Source organism: Leptolyngbya sp. GB1-A1, from assembly GCF_039962475.1.
Lineage (GTDB): Bacteria > Cyanobacteriota > Cyanobacteriia > Elainellales > Elainellaceae > Leptolyngbya_A.
On record NZ_JAMPLI010000026.1, the window covers coordinates 1 to 19365 of the forward strand.

21 protein-coding genes are annotated in these 19365 nt (G+C 50.8%); 6 read left to right on the forward strand and 15 right to left on the reverse strand.

Annotated elements, in window-relative coordinates; genetic code table 11:
• The first annotated feature begins 224 nt into the window (after positions 1 to 224).
• Together NDI45_RS20440 and NDI45_RS20445 are read left to right on the forward strand one after the other, a co-directional pair.
• The gene (locus tag NDI45_RS20440; RefSeq protein ID WP_348248489.1) at positions 225 to 2426 is read left to right on the forward strand and encodes a protelomerase family protein; all 2202 of its coding nucleotides are present in this window, start codon (positions 225 to 227) and stop codon (positions 2424 to 2426) included.
• Between the two features lie 1027 nt (positions 2427 to 3453).
• A complete protein-coding gene (locus NDI45_RS20445) occupies positions 3454 to 3825 on the forward strand; it encodes a hypothetical protein (RefSeq protein ID WP_348248490.1) in 372 nt (123 codons plus the stop codon).
• On the opposite strand, the gene NDI45_RS20450 is transcribed toward NDI45_RS20445, so the two are convergent.
• From NDI45_RS20450 to NDI45_RS20460, 3 genes are read right to left on the reverse strand one after another with little or no spacing between them, the layout of a single operon-like run.
• Positions 3822 to 4352: a TniQ family protein gene (locus NDI45_RS20450; protein ID WP_348248491.1), complete on the reverse strand. Its 531-nt coding sequence runs from the start codon at positions 4350 to 4352 to the stop codon at positions 3822 to 3824. The genes NDI45_RS20445 and NDI45_RS20450 overlap by 4 nt on opposite strands.
• Positions 4349 to 5149 (reverse strand): TniB family NTP-binding protein, encoded by an 801-nt coding sequence (locus tag NDI45_RS20455; protein ID WP_348248492.1) that lies wholly within the window; start codon positions 5147 to 5149, stop codon positions 4349 to 4351. Before NDI45_RS20455 ends, NDI45_RS20450 begins: the two co-directional genes overlap by 4 nt.
• Complete coding sequence (locus tag NDI45_RS20460) at positions 5136 to 6932, reverse strand: Mu transposase C-terminal domain-containing protein (RefSeq protein ID WP_348248493.1); 1797 nt, start codon at positions 6930 to 6932, stop codon at positions 5136 to 5138. Before NDI45_RS20460 ends, NDI45_RS20455 begins: the two co-directional genes overlap by 14 nt.
• Before the next feature lie 252 nt (positions 6933 to 7184).
• Between NDI45_RS20460 and NDI45_RS20465 the strand changes: the two genes are divergently transcribed.
• A complete protein-coding gene (locus NDI45_RS20465) occupies positions 7185 to 8336 on the forward strand; it encodes a hypothetical protein (RefSeq protein ID WP_348248494.1) in 1152 nt (383 codons plus the stop codon).
• On the opposite strand, the gene NDI45_RS20470 is transcribed toward NDI45_RS20465, so the two are convergent.
• Positions 8333 to 9385, reverse strand: a complete 1053-nt coding sequence (locus NDI45_RS20470) for an AAA domain-containing protein (protein WP_348248495.1) — start codon at positions 9383 to 9385, stop codon at positions 8333 to 8335. The two genes, NDI45_RS20465 and NDI45_RS20470, sit on opposite strands and share 4 nt — an antisense overlap.
• A 438-nt stretch (positions 9386 to 9823) precedes the next feature.
• Between NDI45_RS20470 and NDI45_RS20475 the strand changes: the two genes are divergently transcribed.
• Positions 9824 to 9946: a hypothetical protein gene (locus NDI45_RS20475; RefSeq protein ID WP_348248496.1), complete on the forward strand. Its 123-nt coding sequence runs from the start codon at positions 9824 to 9826 to the stop codon at positions 9944 to 9946.
• Positions 9947 to 11133: 1187 nt separating this feature from the next.
• On the opposite strand, the gene NDI45_RS20480 is transcribed toward NDI45_RS20475, so the two are convergent.
• From NDI45_RS20480 to NDI45_RS20505, 6 genes are read right to left on the reverse strand one after another with little or no spacing between them, the layout of a single operon-like run.
• Complete coding sequence (locus NDI45_RS20480; protein ID WP_348248497.1) at positions 11134 to 11646, reverse strand: IS630 family transposase; 513 nt, start codon at positions 11644 to 11646, stop codon at positions 11134 to 11136.
• A 29-nt stretch (positions 11647 to 11675) separates the two neighbouring features.
• Positions 11676 to 12194 carry a winged helix-turn-helix domain-containing protein gene (locus tag NDI45_RS20485; RefSeq protein WP_348248498.1) on the reverse strand — a complete coding sequence of 173 codons (519 nt, stop codon included), beginning with the start codon at positions 12192 to 12194 and terminating at the stop codon, positions 11676 to 11678.
• Between the two features lie 22 nt (positions 12195 to 12216).
• On the reverse strand, positions 12217 to 12369 hold the full coding sequence (locus tag NDI45_RS20490; protein WP_348248499.1) for a hypothetical protein: 153 nt from the start codon (positions 12367 to 12369) through the stop codon (positions 12217 to 12219).
• Positions 12370 to 12414: 45 nt separating this feature from the next.
• On the reverse strand, positions 12415 to 13134 hold the full coding sequence (locus NDI45_RS20495) for a hypothetical protein (protein WP_348248500.1): 720 nt from the start codon (positions 13132 to 13134) through the stop codon (positions 12415 to 12417).
• Between the two features lie 4 nt (positions 13135 to 13138).
• The gene (locus tag NDI45_RS20500; protein WP_348248501.1) at positions 13139 to 13927 is read right to left on the reverse strand and encodes a division plane positioning ATPase MipZ; all 789 of its coding nucleotides are present in this window, start codon (positions 13925 to 13927) and stop codon (positions 13139 to 13141) included.
• Positions 13928 to 13955: 28 nt separating this feature from the next.
• Positions 13956 to 14534 (reverse strand): hypothetical protein, encoded by a 579-nt coding sequence (locus NDI45_RS20505; protein WP_348248502.1) that lies wholly within the window; start codon positions 14532 to 14534, stop codon positions 13956 to 13958.
• A gap of 173 nt (positions 14535 to 14707) precedes the next feature.
• On the opposite strand from NDI45_RS20505, the gene NDI45_RS20510 reads away from it, so the two are divergent.
• Together NDI45_RS20510 and NDI45_RS20515 are read left to right on the forward strand one after the other, a co-directional pair.
• Positions 14708 to 15145: a hypothetical protein gene (locus NDI45_RS20510; protein WP_348248503.1), complete on the forward strand. Its 438-nt coding sequence runs from the start codon at positions 14708 to 14710 to the stop codon at positions 15143 to 15145.
• Positions 15145 to 16452, forward strand: coding sequence for a relaxase/mobilization nuclease domain-containing protein (locus NDI45_RS20515; protein WP_348248504.1), 1308 nt, complete (start codon positions 15145 to 15147; stop codon positions 16450 to 16452). Before NDI45_RS20510 ends, NDI45_RS20515 begins: the two co-directional genes overlap by 1 nt.
• A 117-nt stretch (positions 16453 to 16569) precedes the next feature.
• Here the strand turns inward: NDI45_RS20515 and NDI45_RS20520 are convergent, their stop codons facing one another.
• From NDI45_RS20520 to NDI45_RS20540, 5 genes are all read right to left on the reverse strand, one after another.
• A complete protein-coding gene (locus NDI45_RS20520; protein WP_348248505.1) occupies positions 16570 to 16965 on the reverse strand; it encodes a response regulator in 396 nt (131 codons plus the stop codon).
• A gap of 426 nt (positions 16966 to 17391) precedes the next feature.
• On the reverse strand, positions 17392 to 17523 hold the full coding sequence (locus NDI45_RS20525) for a hypothetical protein (RefSeq protein WP_348248506.1): 132 nt from the start codon (positions 17521 to 17523) through the stop codon (positions 17392 to 17394).
• A 77-nt stretch (positions 17524 to 17600) separates the two neighbouring features.
• Positions 17601 to 18035 (reverse strand): response regulator, encoded by a 435-nt coding sequence (locus NDI45_RS20530; protein ID WP_348248507.1) that lies wholly within the window; start codon positions 18033 to 18035, stop codon positions 17601 to 17603.
• A 99-nt stretch (positions 18036 to 18134) separates the two neighbouring features.
• A complete protein-coding gene (locus tag NDI45_RS20535; protein WP_348248508.1) occupies positions 18135 to 18551 on the reverse strand; it encodes a response regulator in 417 nt (138 codons plus the stop codon).
• Positions 18552 to 18855: 304 nt separating this feature from the next.
• Positions 18856 to 19101, reverse strand: coding sequence for a hypothetical protein (locus NDI45_RS20540; protein WP_348248509.1), 246 nt, complete (start codon positions 19099 to 19101; stop codon positions 18856 to 18858).
• Positions 19102 to 19365 lie beyond the last annotated feature (264 nt).

The window sequence follows — 19365 nt, forward strand, 5'->3', positions numbered from 1 at the left end:
TTTGTGGTTATGCATATAAGAAATACCGCTTGTTGTGCCTATGCGTATACAAATATTTAATCAAGTTATGTGTAAGAATAAGAGGGTATAAGCAATTTGTATCAGTGAAATGAGGGCGTAAATCCCAGTGAAAAGCTATTGTCTTGAGTTGCGTATCTTGCTTGAACTGTTGCATATAAATTAAATAGCGTATATAATATGTATGTGTATAAGAAAGCACAAATATGAATAGAGCAGAAATTATTAGCGAGTATCGCGATCGGGTTGAGCGAGGGGATAAGAGAAAGCTTAGCACTGAGGAGCGCGCTGTGCTGGTGCAAGACTTCATCGATCAACTGCAAACTCTCCGATCGGCAAAGGCGATCGAAAAATTGTGCCGCGATGAAATCGAATTGCTGGAAGCGGGGTATGGGGCTGGCACGAACAGCACGACGAACTATCTTTCTGCCTATCGCAAGGCGATTGCCCAGGCCGCTGAGCAGGGCAAATTGCCGCTGACGGACGAGACTGCTTACCGGTTCAATGGGCACAAACAACGGACGGGTGAGCCAATTCAGTCGCTCAATCATCTTGCCTATGGTTTGATGCGCTACGATAACGCGATCTATATGGCGAATCGCAAACAGACCCACGTTGGCAACAACCAGAGACAGGACACCCCCCAGCCGTTTAACCCCGATCGATATTTGGAGAAGGCGGCTGAACTGCTGCAATCAGAAGAACCTGAAACGCTGGCAGTGGGCATCGCTGCGGTGACGGGACGCAGGCATACAGAGGTTGTGGTGTCGGGCAAGTTCAGCACGACCAAGCACTCCTACGTTTTGATGTTTGACGGGCAACTCAAGAAGGCTGACCCGGTAGAGTATGCCATTTTGACTCTGCTTCCGGCTGCTCAGGTGAAGGAGGCGATCGACCGCTTTCGGGCAATGCTTCCAGTTGAAGCCCTGGCAGGACTCAAGAGCGAGGATCACGAGGTGGCTGCCTTCAGAGCGAGGGTGAACACGCGGGTGCGTCGCTCCTTCCAGGACACTCAAATTCTGCCGCTGCTGCCGGGATTTCAAAGCGTATCGATCCACCGACTCCGGGCGGCTTATGCCAGGGTGGCGATCCACTATTGGCTTCCAGGTCAGGGGGTGAATGAACAGCGATGGTTGCAGTTCTACTTAGGGCATGTCGCTGCTGCCGATATGCGCGATGCTGCGAACAGTAGTTCAACTGCTCACTATTTCGGCTATCGCTTGGTGGATGACCAGGACAAGCCCATCACGGTGACGGGGATCAAGTTGATGGCGAACCCTTTACCCAGTCCGACCCCACAACAGCTCGACACTCAGCAGCAAGCGAACGACCGCTTCGCGCTGTCGCCAGAGGCGGATCGCCTGGATTCTAGCACCCCAGAACTTGACTCCACTCCCGATGAGGAAGAAGCAATGTCCCCAACTCAGCACGAGGTTGAGACGATCGCGACCGACTTGCAAGCTTTGATTGACAAAGAACCGGAGCAGCCATCGACGACAGCACCGCTGCCCGAATTCGCACCGGCGGCGACTGAGCAGCCGAGCAAGCCTAAGCGCAACCGACCCCGCTATCGCGACTTGCGCGTGAATGTGGTCGATTTGACGGCTGCTGCTGATCGCCTGGGGATCGATGCACCGGTCCGAGCGGGCTATCAATCTCTACTCGAACAAGTGCTGCAAGCTGCCGCTCAGCCTACACCCGCTCCGGCTGCACCGAACCCGAGTGAACTGCTTGCTCCGCTGCTGGAAGAACTGGCGGCGATCAAACAGCAAATGAATGCTGGACAAGCGGGAGCGGAGGTTGAGCAATTACGCCAGCAGACTGAACAGCAACAACTGGAGATCGATCGCCTCCAAGCTGAACTGAAGCAGGCGAACGATAGGCTCCAGACCATTGCTGCGACGGCTCAAGAATGGGCAGGCATCCAGTCTACTCCCACGCCTGCCCCCCAAGCAGCACCGACTCAGCAGCAACAATCTGTGAGCCAGCCACCCGCACAACCGCCCGCACAACCGCCCGCACCGACTCAACGCCCGGCTCCGGGTAGACCACCGGCAGGGAAGCTATCGCCATCCGACCGGGTCCCGATTGCGATCGCTGCTCTCATCCACCACAACCTCAACACCCACCCCAACGATCGCTGGTATTTATCGGGTAATATCATCGCTACCGCTGCTGGCGCAAATCCCGCCTTAGTCGTCACTCCCTGGCTGCAAAGCCATCCCGCTGCGGTGAGTCAAATTGACCAGCACAATACATCGATCGGGCTAAATCAAAGAAGCAATGGTAAAGAGAAGGATCGCAACCAGTTGAAATCGATTTACCAAAAGTTCGTTGAGGGTAAGGCGATCGAAGAGTTACAGCAGATTGTCAACCAGTTCCAGTCGCAACCCGAAGCGCTCAATTAGCGAGGAACGTTTCAATTCAGTTTAGAGGTTCAACCTCAGTCGTCATCCCGATCGCTTGTTGCTACGCAACTGCCCGCAGCCCAAGGGCGATCGTCTCTGTAGAACAAGAGGCGGTATCCCAAAAGCACAGTCAATTAGCGTGAAATTTACCCCCCCCAAATCTGCGGCTCTTTCCTGATTTTGGTGATTAGGAAGTCAGGTGTCGCGTCTTTCGCTTTTCGTCGCTCGTCTCACGCTGAGTGTCGGGTAATTTTAGTGCCTGGAAGCCAAGCGGGATAAGGATTAGAACAATGTTTTGCAAGATCTTAGTCCGTCTCACGCTATTTGTCGTCTAACCCCGTAACTCCTGCTACTCAAGCATTTCAGCAGCAGAATGTTCCATAATTGACCCCTAAACGGGTCTCTAAACGACACTGATCGTGAGACCACCTGCAAAAATGTTCTTCACCCAGAAGCTAGGTATAATCGGCGTTTTAGCCCCTAAACGACAGCTAGCGCAAGATCAACGTCATTGATTGAGAGACGCGACACCAACATAATCAAGACATGGGGACCACCAATCCACACCACAATCGCGGCAAAGAGAAGGAAGAACTGAGGGAGATCTACGAAGCGTTCCAAAACACCCAACTGCTTTGAGCAATTCACGCAGACGAATTTTGTAAGGTTAGACTGACAACCTTACTAACGTTGAGACTCCTGCTACGCACTGAATTTGTTCATCCTGCTTCCCAAAAGCAACGGACTACTTCTGTTACGCCCGCGACCTCAACTCCCCTATCTATCTCGTCGCTGAACGTCGCGTCTCGCGCTTTTCGTCGTTTGCTTCGCGCTAAGTGCCAATCAATAAAGCCTAAAATCAATCGGGATAATAATTGGAACCCTGTGGTGTACAATTCTATATCGTCTCACGTTAGATGTCGCTAGATTAGCTGGTGACAGAAATTTGTCGTTTCTGTTTCTTGACTTGACCGACAACCACAAGAGGTTCCTTCAAAGAACCCCTGACATTTTGCTCGAACAAATGATGAAGCTAGATTCTCTTCCTCCCCCTACTGCAATCAACTCTTCTTCCTTTGACCTCCTCGATCCATTGGACATCATTAATGCCATGATTGACCTCCGCGCTCAACTGGCAGAACTCGAACAGCAAGTCCAATCGCTCCAACCTGCCTTCTATGCTGCCTGTGCTGCACTCAACCAAGAGAAAATCTCGACTGAGCGTGCCATTATTTCTCGCAGACTGACACCAGGGCAGTGGGCTTACTCGTCAGAGATTGTGGAGCAGGAGGACTGGCTCAAACACCTCAAATCCCAGTTTAAACAAGCCCACGAACCCATTAAAGGTCGGGAGGTCTATTGGCTGGTCAAACTCCTCATGCTCTCAACCAAAGCCTAGTGGCACCCCGCATCGCTTCCTGGCTGACCAAGGTGAACAGGCGGATTCAAGGTCATCTCGTTCAAGGCAGTCTGGCATTTCTCACACTGTTCATTCCACCACAAAGAAGGAGTCCGAAAGCCTGTTCCACAATTCGGACAGGCAGAAAGTAACCGGATCTGGTGACGATCGCACTCCTCCACCCCCTGCTGTTGCCATCCTGCCTGATGCACTGGATTTTCTGCGTAACAGGCAGGGCACAGTCGCGTTTGCAGGTGCAGGGGTTCCCTTGGCATCATCTCGCGCAATCGTGACAAGGGGATGCCCACCAGTTGCGACAGTCGTTCCAATTCTGCTGTGTCCGGAATCCGGCGACGCGATGGCACTTCCCAGTCGCTCACGACCTTTGTAGGCACGCCTAATACTTCACCCAGCGTCTTGTGGCTCAGGCAGTTCTCTCGACGGAAACGGCTCAAGAAGTGCCCAAGGCTCTCCCCCGCTCCAGGCTCAACCTGAATCACCCAGCCCTGCCGCTTGCTCTCACTCACTGGCATTCTGCCACCACTTCAGCCAATATGTTGTATTCAACGCATGACTTCCCGGCTCGCAACGATCGCACCGCTGCTTCACGCAGCATTCGATCTAGCAGCCCGATATAGCCTCCAGTGGCAGGAGCAAGCAACTTCTGCAGTTTGGCACTGCTCAGCCGTGACGGTTGCGGCAACCGCAGCACATGGGTTTCCCAGATCGCGCTCGTCTTCGCAATTTGTGCCGGGGTCATGCGCGAATATTGATGTTTGGCAATGCAGCGATACTGCACTTGTTCATTCCGCCTCATCACCGCATTCAGCCGATCTGTCCCCACCAGCACCACTGCAATTTGCAGTTTGTCTAAGATGTCGGCTATGTCTTCCAATGCTTTCGGTCGCAGCCGATGCGCTTCATCCACGATCAGCATTTCTACTTTGCACACCCGCAGTAAGTGGTGGACTCGCGCTCGCACTTCGCTCAATGTCCCCCGATTAATCTGGTATTGCAAGCTATCGAAAATCCCGTTAAATAAATCGCGACTGCCGCTCTCGGGTACCGATTGCCAGTACACGATTGGCATAGGCATTCCACTGACCCCATTCTTTTGGGGCAAGTGCTTGAGCTGATACGCTTCGCAGGAAATCGTCTTGCCCGTACGTGACTCTCCGATGACCTGACACGATTGCCGCGCAATCCGTTTTTCGTCTAGCCACGCATGAAACTGTCGCACTTGCTCTAACTCGACAATACTTCGCTTTTGCAGCCGCCCAATCATTGCCTGCCGCGCCACTGCATCAAGTTCACCACCAACCACGATCTCGTTTCCACTCCTCGTAATCTCGCACTACTACATCCTCAACCACGACCAACTCTTCCTCAGACTCGATTACGGCTTCATCTACCTCTTCGGTCACTGCATCTGCAACCCCATTGGCGGGGACAGTCTCCTCAGGCTGATGCTTATTCTTCATGAACGTTTGTTTTTTCGCTTTGCCAGTTGTTTGTTTGCGCCGTTTCTCTCGCCGCAACTGCTCCACTACGGCATCGCGGTCCCGCACCTCTAGCAACACCGATTCGTTCGTGATCGCTTTCCCAAGCCGTCGCAATCGCCGTGAAATCGCCTGCGCTTCCCGATACGATAGCGTTTCCGTTTCCAGTCCTGTCGCGTGGGCACGCGCTACAAATTGTTCGCCTTGTCGGGTTTGCTGGTACACCCACACTGTTGTGATGTCCCACGGGTCATACCGGATGATCACTTCTTCCCCGCTATAGCCCGCCAGGTGTTCACCCCGATAGCTCAAGTTCGCAAATTGCAGGTAGCCTCCTCGATACACCTGCCGTCGCTCTCGCCGCATCAAGCAGATGTCGAGTTCGCGGTCACTTAACAATGGCAATGGCATGGTCGCTCCCGCTTCCCACCGTCCGATTCGCGTCTGATCCCCCATCCGCCCATCGATCCCCTGGTTGTACCGATCCACGATGTAGCGCACCAACAGTCGATCCAGTTGCATCAGCGTTAGACAAGCTTCCCGTTCCGCCACCGATGATCGTTCTGAGGCTTTACTGCCGACGTACCCCGGTAGGCTGCTGAAAAACTCCCGGTTGAATGTCCCAAACGGTCGCTCCACAATCCCGCCCTCACTCGGTTGCGGGCGCGAACACAATCCAATTCCTAATTCCGTCGCGACCTGCTCTAAATGCTGCGAGGTGAAGTCTTTCCCCTGATCCGTATAAAGATACTGCGGCACCCCATACGTCTCCCAACTCTCCTGCAATTCGTAGCTACTGCTGTATTGCTTCGGTAATATCGCGTGACGCAACGCCAGACATGCTACCCACGCACTCGGCGCGTCAAACCCCAGGTGCAGCCCCATCATGCACCGCGAGTAGCTATCCACCACAATCGTCAGCCACGGTCGCCCCAGCACTTCCCCAGACTGATCCACCACCAGCACATCCACCTGCGTATGGTCCGCTTGCCACACTTGATTCGATCGATCAATCTCTAGATCTTGCCCCTCCCGCGTCTTCACCACCAACCGCGAACCCCGCCACCCCAAGGATTTCGACCGCCGCTGTTTCTCCACATACGGCTTTAATACCCGGTACACCGTCGCCCGACTCGGATAATCTGCTTCCTCTCGCTCCCCAGCTCGCACTTGCACCCGCACGGCTACCTGCGCCGGACTCATCGACCGGCTCCCCCGATTCCCCGCTCGATACGTTTTGACAATAAACTCCTGCCACTCCGGGCTGATTCTGATCGTCCCCTGATCCGATCGCGCCTGAGTCCTCAACCCTGCAACTCCATCCTCCCGCCACCGTTTCACCAGCCGCTGCACACTCCGCACGGTGACGCCTAATTCCTCGGCGGCTTGTGCCTGCACCTGCCCGTATCGGCTCGTTCCTTCTGCCACTAATAACCGTTGGATCACGCCCATCCGCTGCTGCACCTCAGCGGGCAACGCCACCGCCACAATCTCCCATTCTCCGCTCTCCTCGTCCTGCCGCAACACCGTCTCCACTACAGCTTCTGGGGCTGTCTTTGCTTCGGGTTCTCTCCCGGCGGGCTTCCCTTCTTCTCCCGTCTTTCCCATGCCGACCTCAATTTACCTGCGACATCGATCGTGAGACGCTAACTATCCCCATTTAATCATAAATCTCACGCTCGCTCAGAACTCCCTTGCTCTGCTCTCTCACCCTATTACCCAAAAACGACAAAAAGCGTGAGATAATCATCCCTAAAACAAGACGACATTTAACGTGAGACACATACAACACACCATACTACATCACTCAAACCCCTATACGGTAAGCCTTCTAACCTCTCTTGCTACCCGACATCTAACGTGAGATCAACGACAAATAACGTGAGACGCGACACCAAGAACGACTGTATGTTCTTCGCGCTGGAACACTTCGACAAGCTTGAGAAGCAGGATGTTCACCATCTTCACATCGTCGTTTCAACGGTTCGACCTGATGGAAGTCGAGTCAGCGATAGCTTTGAGCAGCTACGCCTGAAGAAAATTGAACGATCGATCGAGTTAGAGCTGGGGTTACAATATTGCCCTGCCCGCGAGAAGGGTGAGCGACGCAATCTGACGACCGGGGAAGCACGTCAGGAAGAACGCACCGGGCAGCCATGCCTTAAACGACAACTGTGGCAGGCGATCGACCAGGCAACAGCAGACCACCCTATGATGGCAGTTGCTCTAATGCGAGTTAAGGCAGCAGGCTTTGAAGTTCGATTTGCCGAACATGCAGATGGCGGAAAAGGGATTAGTTTTGGAGCGGAGGAACGATATTTTCGGGGAGGGAGGCTGGGCGATCGGTACTCCTTCAATGGCTTGCAGAAGTACGCCGGGGTAAGCTATCACCCTCAGAAGGACGATTCCCTATTGCGGCAATTAGAGCAGATGAGCCAGCAGCAGTGCCAGCAGCAGCTTCAGACGATCGCACAGGAGCAGCGCGAACGGGAGCGTCAGGAACAAGAGCAGCAACGACTGGAAGAACTCCGGCGGCAGCAAACTCAGCACGAGCAGGAACGGCTGGAGCGGGAACGATTGGAACAACAACAACAGGCGGAAGCCGAGCAGTTGGCAAAATTTCAGCAAGAACAGGATCAATGGATCGATGAGATTGTCCCTACGGCGATCGAAGCGGTGCGCTGGAATAAACGAAATCCGAAGTTTGTCCACCGCATTAACGAGTCCCAGATTGAAATCTCTGGATCTGCTTACTGGGCACGCTGGAATCATGAAACAAGGCAACTCGACTATTATCGACGCGCCGATGGGCAACACTTGTTTACTGCAATGCGGGAAGCGGACCAGGATTCCTGGACATTCCAGCAGACCAGTGACCTGACCCAGGCAGATCTCGATTTCCATCGTCAGGCGGCAACAAGATTGGCTGAGCTTTATGAGGCGATCGAGGTAGAGACCAATGAGGCGGAGGAAGAGGAAGAGGAAGAGGAAGAGGAGGAACGCGAGCGTTAATTCCCTGGTACTCGAATCTGTCCATGTCGCTCAATATGCTCCACGACAATGCGGCTGTACACCCCACCCCGCAATCGCTCTAGATTCCCGACCAGAATGAGGCTCTCGATCGCCCGGCTAACACCAACATTCAACAGGTTGGGTCCACGGTTCAGGAACATTAAAGTGTCTGAAGGCTGGCTCTGACGGGTTGATAACAGAACAATTGCCTTTTCACCACCTTGAAAGGTGTGGATCGTGTTCGTATTGTCCTCGTTGCAGTCAGGATATTCCGCTTGCAATGCACGCCTGAGGGCATTGGCTTGTTTTCGATAGGGCGATAAAACTCCAATTGATTTCTCAACATTTTTCGAGCCGAAGCTGTAGCCATGTGAGTACAAAATCCTCACCCATTCAACTACTGCCTCAATCTCGCCAAAATTAACCATATTTTCTTGGCTGCCTCGAATATCCGTTGCAATCAGGTGAGTCCCTAAAACAGGTGTAATTGGACGTGTTTTGATCACTAAGCCATATTCACCAAGAGCGTTAGAAATGGCGGCGATCGGCGGTGAGCAACGAAAATGATCAATTAAAACAATGCCTTTTCCCTTTCCAAAGCAAGTTCCCTGAACTCCGGCAGCTCGCTGGTAAGCACTCGTCGCTTCATAGGCACTGGGACTGTAAAGATCGTAATTCTCATCGGTTAAGCCCTGAGCTACAAAGGCTGTTTCATAGTACCTCTCTACCATTTCCTTACTCAGGTTCATCACCGGCTGCAATTGCAGAGGGTCGCCCACGACTAGAGCTTTCTTAGCACGGACCAAAGCAGGGAAGAGCTGGTGAATTCCAGTCGTTCCCGCCTCATCTGCAAAAACGTAGGCAAGTGATCCACTATCAGGAAAAGGAAGAAGGTTGCGAATTGAGTTCAGAGTAGAAGTAAGGATTGGAAATACCAGACTCAAATTGCGATAAAGTTCGCGCCAGCCACCCGATAGCCTACGGTAAACTGTTCCGTCCTGGTTATCAGGGTCGATGATACTGGCATACAAATCAAGCGATTGCAGCACTGTCTGCTTTCTCTAACCACCCAGCAAGAAATCCAGGCTCGATGTCAGGAAGAGATTGCCCTCCTAGAAGAAGGGTATTCCAAAGAAACGGTTGCTAAAACGCGGCTCAACCAATAGCAACAATGATACAGCAGGCACTAGCTCAGAAGCAGAACATATCCAGAGAGTGATCAGCGACGGGGACGTAGGGGCGTTTAAAGGCGGATGCGGTTTTCGCTTTCGGCTCTGACTGAAGCTTGAGTGATTACCATTGGCAAACAAACTGCCACACCGATCTCAGGACTGCATCAATTCTCAACACTGAAAACAGATTCTACACAAAGTAGGCCCTTCGATCAGCTTGCCACTACGCAACGCAGCGCGAGCACCTCTGGTCAAGAGGTTTATTATCTTTGCCCAAAACCAGGTCGCCCTACTGCTACTTCTGCCTACTCCACCATGCAAGCTTGCACTGGGAAACGCATCAGGGCGATCGGCTTGCTGTTGCGGCAGCGTGTGCCGACAAGCCGGTCACCTATCTCGAATCCCTATCTGCGCGTCTCAACCGCCAAAACTATCTGACAAAAATTGCAGAATCAGCTGAATGAAGAGTAGGCAGTTGCAATCGGATTGAGGAGTTTACTGTTACAAATTAGATAAGATGTCCGGAGTAAGAAGCACACTGAGGGTTATAGGTAATCAGGAATTTATCTGAGATTTTCTTGTTAATTGCTTCACACCTCAACGGTAAGTGTAATGTTGAAATGTTCAGAATGAAATCAAAATTCTTCTGCTGTTTTTTATCTAGCTTACTAAGCTTGATTCTTGTTGCTTTGGTACAACCTGCTAAAGCTGTTTATTATTCAGTAAACGTAATTCAAACTCGAGGACAGCCTACGGTTGTTCTCATAAACGACAATGAATATGGCGGTAGACAATCATTTGCTCTAGGCTGCCCTGAGCTGGCAAACCTATGGGCATCTTATGTTTATACCTCTGATGGAGTGTACCTGGGACGTGGTGTAAGAAATGTTTCTGCAAGTACCTTTTCTCAAGAACTGGAACGATACCCAGTTGTTGCTGATCTTCCATGTGACGGTAGCATTCAACGATACGCACCAGCAGGTGAGCCCGGTGCTGTAGCTATTTTGCACAGGAATGGTCAGTATTATAGACACTATGTTGACCGTCCTGAATGGTTTACAGCACTCAATACAAGGAATCGTACTGAACTCTCAGCGCAAGCCTTCAGAGATATGTTTCCAAATCGAGGTGTAGATTTCCACGGACCCAGAGTGTGTCAAAGGGATTGCCCCAGAAGTAGATAGTTATAGCAGAAGACAATCACCGTTGCTACATCCCAACAAGCTCTTTGTATCGAACTGCAACCTGCTAGTGCAGTACCGAGGTTATTCACAGCTCATGTTAGGACAGTCCTCCTCAATAATCGCGATCGTATTGGTTTCTCACCTCCATACTGTGATTATCGCAGTTCTATCCTCAGCCTCATGTCTGTCCAGCTTAGCTAGCGTCACCGATCGAGGATTAACATCACTCAAATCTGCTGTCGCGTTCAAACTCCATTAGCAGAGGTAATGTAGCGACGGATCGCGGTCACCGATCGGGGGTAAGGCAACGATTCTGACGATAAAGGGTCATCTTGACTGGAAGCCTTCTACTGTTTCACTCTTGATCGTCACGACAAATTTAGCTAACTCCTACCCAGACAAACTTTTAATACGGAATCCGGATCGTAAAGTGACACTATTTTATGCCTCCTTCCACCAGTGAAACAGTGTGTGCTGACGAGTGACCTCCGGCATTGCTGAAAGGATGTTACAACGAGATGCTAAAGTTTCTTCGAGTGCATCTAAGTCCTCAAACTTGCGGTTGACTAAGGGTTCGTCACTCAATTGCCATAAATGTTCAGCCGGCTGTAACTCGGGAGAATAGGGAGGCAGGAATTCCAGGTGAATCCCTGGTGGCACAACCACTTTCTTGGCTCGATGCCATCCCGCTCCGTCAATCACCAGTAAGACTTGTTTGCTGGTTCCTGCTCCCACCGCTTCGGCAAACTCCTGCAAGGCTCGATTAAACCAGTCCACACTTACTCTGGGTAGGATGAACCACTGGGTCAATCCCGTGTGCGGACAAACAAACGCATACAGGTAAAGCCATTGATAGCGATGATGCACACTGGCAATTGGGCGTTGTCCTCGCTTCGACCAGATTTTGCGAATAATCGGTTTGAGTCCCAGACGATGTTCATCAAATGCCCACACTTCTACTTGAGCAGTCGGATAGGCTTGTCTCAGTTGCTCGACTCGTTGGGGTAAGTTTTTTTAAAGGCAGTTTGCGCCTCCTCATTAGCGTTTGCATGACGAGGACGAGGGCGTTGCCCGCTGTAGTTGAGCCGTTGCAAGTAATCCCAGCCTCGTTGTGAGTGAACTTGCGCTCGTCCTGTTTTCCTGGCAATCCATTGCGCCACTTTCGGTCCACTCCATAGCCCACCATCGGCAGGAGGAGCTTGTAACGCTTGATCGAGTTCTGCTTGTTGATCTGCACTCAATAGCGCTCGACTGCTCATCTGCCGTCCTCGCCGTTGGTTCATGATCGTTCCAACACCGTCTTGGTTGTAAGCGTAAACAACTTTACGAGCGTAGGAATAGCTCACGCCTACACTTGCAGCAGCATCAAGGAGATACCACTGCTGTGAGACCAGCCATAGCAAGTGCCAGCGTCTTGACTCAACTGGGTCGGTGCTACTTTGGTAGCGAGCTTTCAGTTCCTCGCTACTGAGGTGATTTTCGAGTGTAATTGTGCGTCCCATTCTCCCATTCTATAGCGTTACTCTATAACCGGATTCCGTATAACACAGAGCGGAACTGGCTCCACAAGCGGTTCGGAATCGCAAACAGGAGGAAGTGGTCGGGACAAGACAGGCTGAAATTGACGCTCACCACCGCAAACACCAGATTGACCCGGACAAACACAACTACAAGCACCGGGGCAAAGTGCGATTGAAGGAGAGCGTCAACCGGAGCAAGCCATTACTGATACCAAATCGTGCATTTATTTTTGTCTTCGCCGATTCGCTGCTCCTCGGTTTTGTGGCACTGCCGAAGCCGCTTCTGGTTGTCTTTTGTAAACCATAGCCCCGTAAACCAATCAAAAGTAGCGGCACCGCCAAAACTCTGATCCCACTGCTGCTGGTTGCCTTCCCAGCCAAGCTTGTAGCCTAAACCACCAGCCAGGGCAACACAAACCATTATTCCTGCCAATCCATAAGCTAGAGACTTCCAGAAGGTTTGGCGATCGAGGTCATCGATATAGGTTTTGCGAGCCGTTTGCCATGCGTCAACCTGTTGCTTATGGAGTTCTTCGTTGACCTTTGAGGCAGTAGCACGAGACTGCGCCTCTGAGGTAGTCTTAATCTGGCTATACGATTCCTTAATCGCGTCTGTGATTGCAGTCTTTTCAGATTGCAGCTTAGCGACCAAAGTTTTGATTTGAGTCTCGATCGAATTAGAGTGTGTGGTGATTTGATCTAACGATTGCTGGGAGGCATCATCCATTTTGTTTGGAATGTCCTGCAATAGCAGCAGGTAGTATTGCAAAACGATCAGCAACAAAAACAGCCGATCGTCGGGGCGAATTCCCAGTTCCAGCGAAAGTCGTTGAACCTGCTCCCGCTGCTCTGGAGTTAACAGTCTGAGCAGGCGATCGAGCGAGCTATCACCGCCCCCCTTGCCCTGGTGTGAGAGTGTCATGTTATTACCTTAACCCCAGATATTGAGCCATCCCTGCCTGCTCGATCGATTCCTCAAAATCATCAAGGAAGCCTTCGATCCTCATCCGGTCAGCAAAATCAAACTTGGGTGATTCCAGTGCTGCAGTGAATGATAGGCTTTCTTCCTCCAATAGATCGATCGTGTCATCAGGCAAGTCAGGTAGGTGAACCACCGCACCACCACAGGACAGCAATTTGTCACGAGTGAGGGAGTTGTCAAACCGCTTGAACTTTTCCGGCTCTCCATTAAACAAATTTTTGCAGGCGATATGCTGTGCCTCCGTGCCGCAGAAATCCAGTAAGTAGGATAACGACTGCACCGACTCTTTTACCCGGCTAAGTACCGAGACAAGGGTGATTGTGTACCCTTCCCGCTTCGCCAACTTAAACAACTTCATTTTCTTAGCAAACACCTCGAACGAATCCCCCGCACCCGCCGGAAGATCGACCAACAGCACGCTTGCACTAGACTGAAAGGCATTGATAAGGTTATCACCCCCAGTCGGTTGAGCCAGGTTGATTTGTTGAACGCCCTCTGAAAATGCTTTGTTGCAATACCGATATAGCTGCGAGTTGCGGTTGTCAGCATCGAACGCTCGTGTAGCAATCCCCTTGCGAATCAACAAAGCGGCAAGGGCACGCGCACAGGTGCTTTTTCCCGTGCCCCCTTTATCTCCTGTAATGAATATCAAAACTTTTCCTAACAGCACCACTCCTGCTGAGGACACATTCACCTCAAGGTCGATCGGATCGGGCTGGAGCTTCGGGGACATAGGCAATTCCTTTGATTAACAGCAAGGGTCAGAGGCGTTTATCGTCAATCTCTTTAACAATGCCTTTTTCGTCAGTTCCTGTTACACGGAACTCAAACTGTGCCTCTGATTCAGTTGTAGCGAGCGGCATAGCGATTGGGGGCTGGGACATAGGATCAGATGTACTTTGTAATGATTGTTTATTTTCCTTGCTCGAACCATTTACTGGCTCTGTTGAAGATTGCTTTGTCTCCGGCTCCGACACGGAAGCGGCTTCTCCCTGCCCTTGCCCTTTCTTGCGGCTTTTCGTATGCGTCGTTTCTGCACCTTGCGGCTTGGCTGTACGGGGTTTGGGGTCACGCATATAAATCTTGAGTGTATTCTCTGCGATATCCACCTCCCGTTTCTTGAAAATCTCGATAATCTCAGCGAGCGAATAGCCTGCCTTTCTTGCCGCCTCGATTTGAGGAGACAAATCTCGCACCAAATCGCGGAGGGGAATCCTTTTTGGCTTTGCGGCTAATGCCTTTAAATCCGCATCCAAAGCTTGCTTCGTTTCTTCGGTGTAGCCCTCAATTGTCTTGCTTCCCATAATGTGCCTCCTCCAATGACTCAAGCGTTGAAGCATAAAAACTTGCACTGCTCATCTTCTTGTACCTAACGCACTGATATTGCAGCCGGGGGCGTTTGTTACGAATCTTGATTCCTTCAAGCTGGGCAAAGCTGCCAGGATGAAGTCATGCTGAAGAAATCGACCACTTAAACTCACGACGGTTAGCAAGCGAGAGCTAGACGGCTTTTATGGCTGATACTGAGCAAGACGCATTAGATACACTGGACGCTGCACTGGCAGCACTACTGGCAAATCCTCGATCGCACGAGAAACGCACAATATCCTGGCGTTGCTATGTGAATCCCCTTGAAAATGAATACCTGCAAAAGCTGACCGAGGGCGTGAGAGATCGGGGACGCTGGCAACGAGAACGGCTGCTAGGAATACCATTACCCCGAACGCGAGGCAAAATTCCCTCAGTGAATCGGCAAGCCTATCTCCAGATCGTGCATTGCCGTAGCGGTATCAATCAGATTGCTAGAGCGATGAACGCTGCACAAAAGCAGGGGCAATCGCTGCCGGTCGATGGAACAACCCTGGAACAGTTGCGGCAGCTTGAGGTGCGATTAATTGAGATTCAACGGAGCCTAACTCAGCTTGCGAGCGAAGGGCAGGAGGATATTTAGTGGTGATTGGCAAGGTCATTGTCACAAATTCTTTCTACAGCACGACTGATTATGTACTGCGGCAAGAGCAATCAGAAATTATCGCAGGCAATATGACCGGGCAAACAATTGGAGAACTGGTCAGAGAATTTGGGATATCCCGTGGGATAAATCCAGACTTACAGCACCCCTGCTACCACTGTCCAATCAGCATTTCTCCCAGAGATGAGAACCTGAGTCATGAGCAAATTGAGCGGATATCAGAGCGATATATTGCGGGTATGGTGGTGAGCGATCGCAACCCGGAATTGCTGAAGCAAGAAGATAAAGCTCCCTATAAACAGGCGGTCGATCAGTTCCTCGAAGATGGAGAGCTTAACCGCTATCAATGGTTCACGGCTGAGCATTATCACCAGAAAGAGCGGCATATTCATATTGTTTGGTCGCGTATCGACCAGGAAACGGGCAACGCTGTTGGCTCCTGGCAAGACCGCATCAGAAGCCAGCGCATCCTGAGAGAAATTGAAAAGGAGGAAGGGCTGGAGCAGGTACTGTGCAGTTGGGAAGTGGGCAGAAAGGCAATTACCAGGAGACAGCAAGAAACTTGGGATCAGACGGGCAAGCCTCCAGCACGGGTAATCGCTCAGAACGCTGTGGATGAGGTAGGGCAACCCGATATTTCTTTTGCTCAATTTCAAACAGAACTGGCGCAACGGGGCGTAACCTGCGAGCTGGTCTATCGCCAGAACAAACCGGTAGGCGTGAAATATGAGGCAGACGGAGTATGGATGCGTGGCGCTGACTTGGGCAGCAACTACAGTTTGCCAGGATTGAAGCGGCGGGGCATTTACCAACAGGAGCAAGAACAGCAGCCACAGCAAATTGCACAGCAGCCGATCGCCCCAGCAGAGTCACCACGACTAGAGGAACGGAAGGGCTGGGACAAGCTGCGGCAGATTTTTAGCTTTGAACCCGATCGCGCTGAAATACAGACTGGATATGTTGGGCAGATTGCACCTCAACTTCAGGAGATATGGAATCGTGAGGCAGCGCAACAGCCAGAGATACAAGCTGTAAGCTTTGAGGATTATCAAATCCGGCTCAACCATCACCAAAGGCCCGAACTCTATTGCCGCGATCGTCTGGTGCTGGGATATGCAGCGGAGATGCCAAAAAGCTATGGATTGAGTGAGCAGGATTGTTTGATGGTCCAGCAAGCGGCGGAGCTATCCCGCCAGCAGGAACAAGAACGGCTGAAGCAGGCAAAGCCACAAAAAACGATCGACCAAAGCCGATCGCAGGAGCGTGGAGGATTTGAAATGGACTGACGAATAAAGGTAGTTAGGTCCAAGACAGAACTATTGGTACTGTAGCCACCGCTCCGCACTGTCCTCAAACTTTATGGAGGAAACACAACGAAAAACAATAGGTTCTGTGAAAGCTAACTAAGCAGATTGCATTCGGTCCCTAAATTGCAAAAAGGCTCTAATTCGCGCTAAAAGCTCATCAAAATCAATTGGCTTCCGAATAAAGTCATTTGCACCTGAACTTAATCCTTCTGTTGCTTTCGGCTGGTCATGAGCTGTAACCAAAAGAATTGGAACGTAGGGAATATTGTAATTTTGACGGATTCGCTTCGTCACTTCGTAGCCGTTCATGCCTGGCATCATGACATCCAGCAGGATCAGGTCGGGAGGAGTTGATTCTGTTTTTTCTATTGCTAACTGTCCATTATCAGCAAGTTCAACTTCGTACCCTTCTGCTTCTAATACAGTTTGCAATAGGAACAAGTTGTCCATCAAATCATCCACAACGAGAATTCGGTAGTTGGGGTTAGCCACAAGCAGACACAGGTAGGTCAGGTGAGGAGTCGAAGCACATCGTTCCCACTGATCCTTCCCGATAGAAGAGCTTAACAACCTCATCCTTCAGATAGAGAAAGGGAACAACTTTCATTCAACTACTGCGCCAATCTAGGAAGATTAGCAAAGACAACAATCAAGTCATCTGGATTAACGAAACACCTGTTGCTCTCATTATTGAATCTAATAATCGAGTTGGATAACCCGTTGCACCTAAGGCAGATTGTCCAACACCAGGCTTTTCAACTGCTCCGAACTAGAATCAATTTGACGGTTTGCCTGATTGTAAGGCTCTAGAAAATTTTGCTGCCCGATGAGCAAGTACCTACGCAGCCCAGTCTCCCTATCCAGCAGCAGCTTTTGACTCAGGTTGGCTTGCGAGATCACCTCGTTGGTATGGTCTACCTACATCGAAAAACAAAGGAGCCGGGTGATTTGCCAGATGGATACGCCAGATAATAGTAGCAGCAGCACAATCGGCAGAGCAATCGCACGGGTTAGGCGGCGAAATTGAATTTGGGGAGAGGAGAGTAACATAGCCTTATGCTACTGGTTCATCAGTTGCCTGCATCTTTAGTAGCAAAAGATACAGTTAGGGTAGGAACTGGAAGCCGTCAAACCAGTTCGAGGATGGTCGAAATTAGTTGGGCTGCATCAAAATCTTTAGTCAGAAATCGCTCAAATCCAGCTTGCAGCATCCGGTCTGCGGCAACTTCTCTGGTGTAGGAGGTAATCGCAATGGCTGGAAGATGTTGCGTTGTGCCTGACTCTGCTCGACGAATTTCTCTAATTAGCCAGTTCCCATCCCGATCCGGTAGCCTGACATTACATAAAAGAACATCAGGATGAAACTGGCGAAGGCAAGCGATCGCATCTGCTGATTGCGTCACCCATATGATCTCTGCTCCAGCATCACTGAGGATAAACAGCAGTAGGTTTGCCACGTCAAATTCATCTTCTACCAGCAAGCCCCGAATGCCTCTTAAAGGTTGTGCCGGAGGAGCCTGCATCTCCTGAGGAGGGTTCGCTCGGTTTGAATGATGCTTCATGGCTCCGTCCCCCTTTTTTCCCTTACTTCAGCAACTCAGTCAGGGAATTGCGTCTCACCGAGGAAGGAAAAGTGTAAAAAAGCAAACATACGAATGATTCTATCCAGCAAGTTTGCCCTGCTCGACCAAATTCAGAATCTCGTCTACGAGTGCGTCTACATCGACAGGCTTTTGTAGGAAACAGTGAAAGCCACGGGATAAAACCTCATGCGGCTTCTCGCTCAGAGCTGTAACTGCGATCGCAGGCGTAGGGCCGCGCTGATGGGCTTTAAGTTGCCGCACTTGCTGAATTAGCCAGTAGCCATCCTCGTTGGGCATGGCAAGATCACTAATCAGCACATCGGGCTGTAGCTTGACAAAAGCTTTGAGAGCTTGACGAGCAGACGATACAGCATGAGCTTTAATGCCGTAAGCTTTCAACGCGACCGTGAGAAATTCACAAGAGTCCTCATCATCATCGACGACAAGAACTTGTACCTCCTTGAAAGTAGAGCGACTGCTGACGTTCTCCCTCATTGTTAAAGAATATTTAGGGCAATCAAACAGTAATATTCAATACATTTATCAGCAAAACAACGATAGGGTCAGCCGCAAATCTAATTTCTTGCTTAAGAACAGAGGTCTTTGAGAATTCAAGACCTGTGTAGTCGCACTCACTGCAATGTGGGAGGAAATCGGAATTAGTGGAGGCAGCTCCTATCAAAGCTACCCATGACACGAACAGCGGCACAAAAACGCGATCGCCTTCGGGACTTGTGCATTACTGTACTGCAAGCAGTCCAAATTACCTACTTCCTTAGGTAGTTCTTTGACCTTGCTCCTATGCACTGATTGGCAGCTTCAGAGCGCGATGCTCTTCCTGCACAATCAGGTCGGATTGACTTAATAAGACTGTCGTTTCAGCCCCGATTCTGCCCATTGCTGGTTCTGGTCCCATTTCCATCTCAACCAGGTAGAACCAGTTTCCTGCTTCGAGATAATAGCTTTTAATGGTTCCACTGCCGCCGATGAAGCTAACCGTTTGCCCTTTGCGGAAGCGAGGCACCATCGCGATCGTTGCCGACATAATCATCCTGCTGCGAATTCTTTGAGTGGTGTGCCGTTTATCCTACAAAGACTCAATAAAATTCACGCTCTACCAGGAGTGTCAGATTGAGGCAGGGATCGTATGACTGGGGGAAGAAGTTTACGATAAGGTCAGAGTGAATTAGCATTACAGTCAACATTTCTGTCTCTGGGGTTAGCTTGTTTAAGCTTGAGAATCAGCCCCACTTCGCTATTTGTTGAGGTACAGCAAGGAAAGAGCAGGCTCGCTAAGTCCCGTCTCAAG

What these genes read in the sequence shown, in the direction of transcription:
- NDI45_RS20440 (WP_348248489.1), top strand. Translation starts at nt 225, where the DNA reads ATGAATAGAGCAGAAATTATTAGCGAGTATCGCGATCGGGTTGAGCGA.
- NDI45_RS20445 (WP_348248490.1), top strand. Translation starts at nt 3,454, where the DNA reads ATGAAGCTAGATTCTCTTCCTCCCCCTACTGCAATCAACTCTTCTTCC.
- NDI45_RS20460 (WP_348248493.1), bottom strand. Translation starts at nt 6,932, where the DNA reads ATGGGAAAGACGGGAGAAGAAGGGAAGCCCGCCGGGAGAGAACCCGAA.
- NDI45_RS20475 (WP_348248496.1), top strand. Translation starts at nt 9,824, where the DNA reads ATGCAAGCTTGCACTGGGAAACGCATCAGGGCGATCGGCTTGCTGTTG.
- NDI45_RS20485 (WP_348248498.1), bottom strand. Translation starts at nt 12,194, where the DNA reads ATGGGACGCACAATTACACTCGAAAATCACCTCAGTAGCGAGGAACTG.
- NDI45_RS20495 (WP_348248500.1), bottom strand. Translation starts at nt 13,134, where the DNA reads ATGACACTCTCACACCAGGGCAAGGGGGGCGGTGATAGCTCGCTCGAT.
- NDI45_RS20500 (WP_348248501.1), bottom strand. Translation starts at nt 13,927, where the DNA reads ATGTCCCCGAAGCTCCAGCCCGATCCGATCGACCTTGAGGTGAATGTG.
- NDI45_RS20505 (WP_348248502.1), bottom strand. Translation starts at nt 14,534, where the DNA reads ATGCTTCAACGCTTGAGTCATTGGAGGAGGCACATTATGGGAAGCAAG.
- NDI45_RS20510 (WP_348248503.1), top strand. Translation starts at nt 14,708, where the DNA reads ATGGCTGATACTGAGCAAGACGCATTAGATACACTGGACGCTGCACTG.
- NDI45_RS20525 (WP_348248506.1), bottom strand. Translation starts at nt 17,523, where the DNA reads ATGTTACTCTCCTCTCCCCAAATTCAATTTCGCCGCCTAACCCGTGCG.
- NDI45_RS20530 (WP_348248507.1), bottom strand. Translation starts at nt 18,035, where the DNA reads ATGAAGCATCATTCAAACCGAGCGAACCCTCCTCAGGAGATGCAGGCT.
- NDI45_RS20535 (WP_348248508.1), bottom strand. Translation starts at nt 18,551, where the DNA reads ATGAGGGAGAACGTCAGCAGTCGCTCTACTTTCAAGGAGGTACAAGTT.
- NDI45_RS20540 (WP_348248509.1), bottom strand. Translation starts at nt 19,101, where the DNA reads ATGTCGGCAACGATCGCGATGGTGCCTCGCTTCCGCAAAGGGCAAACG.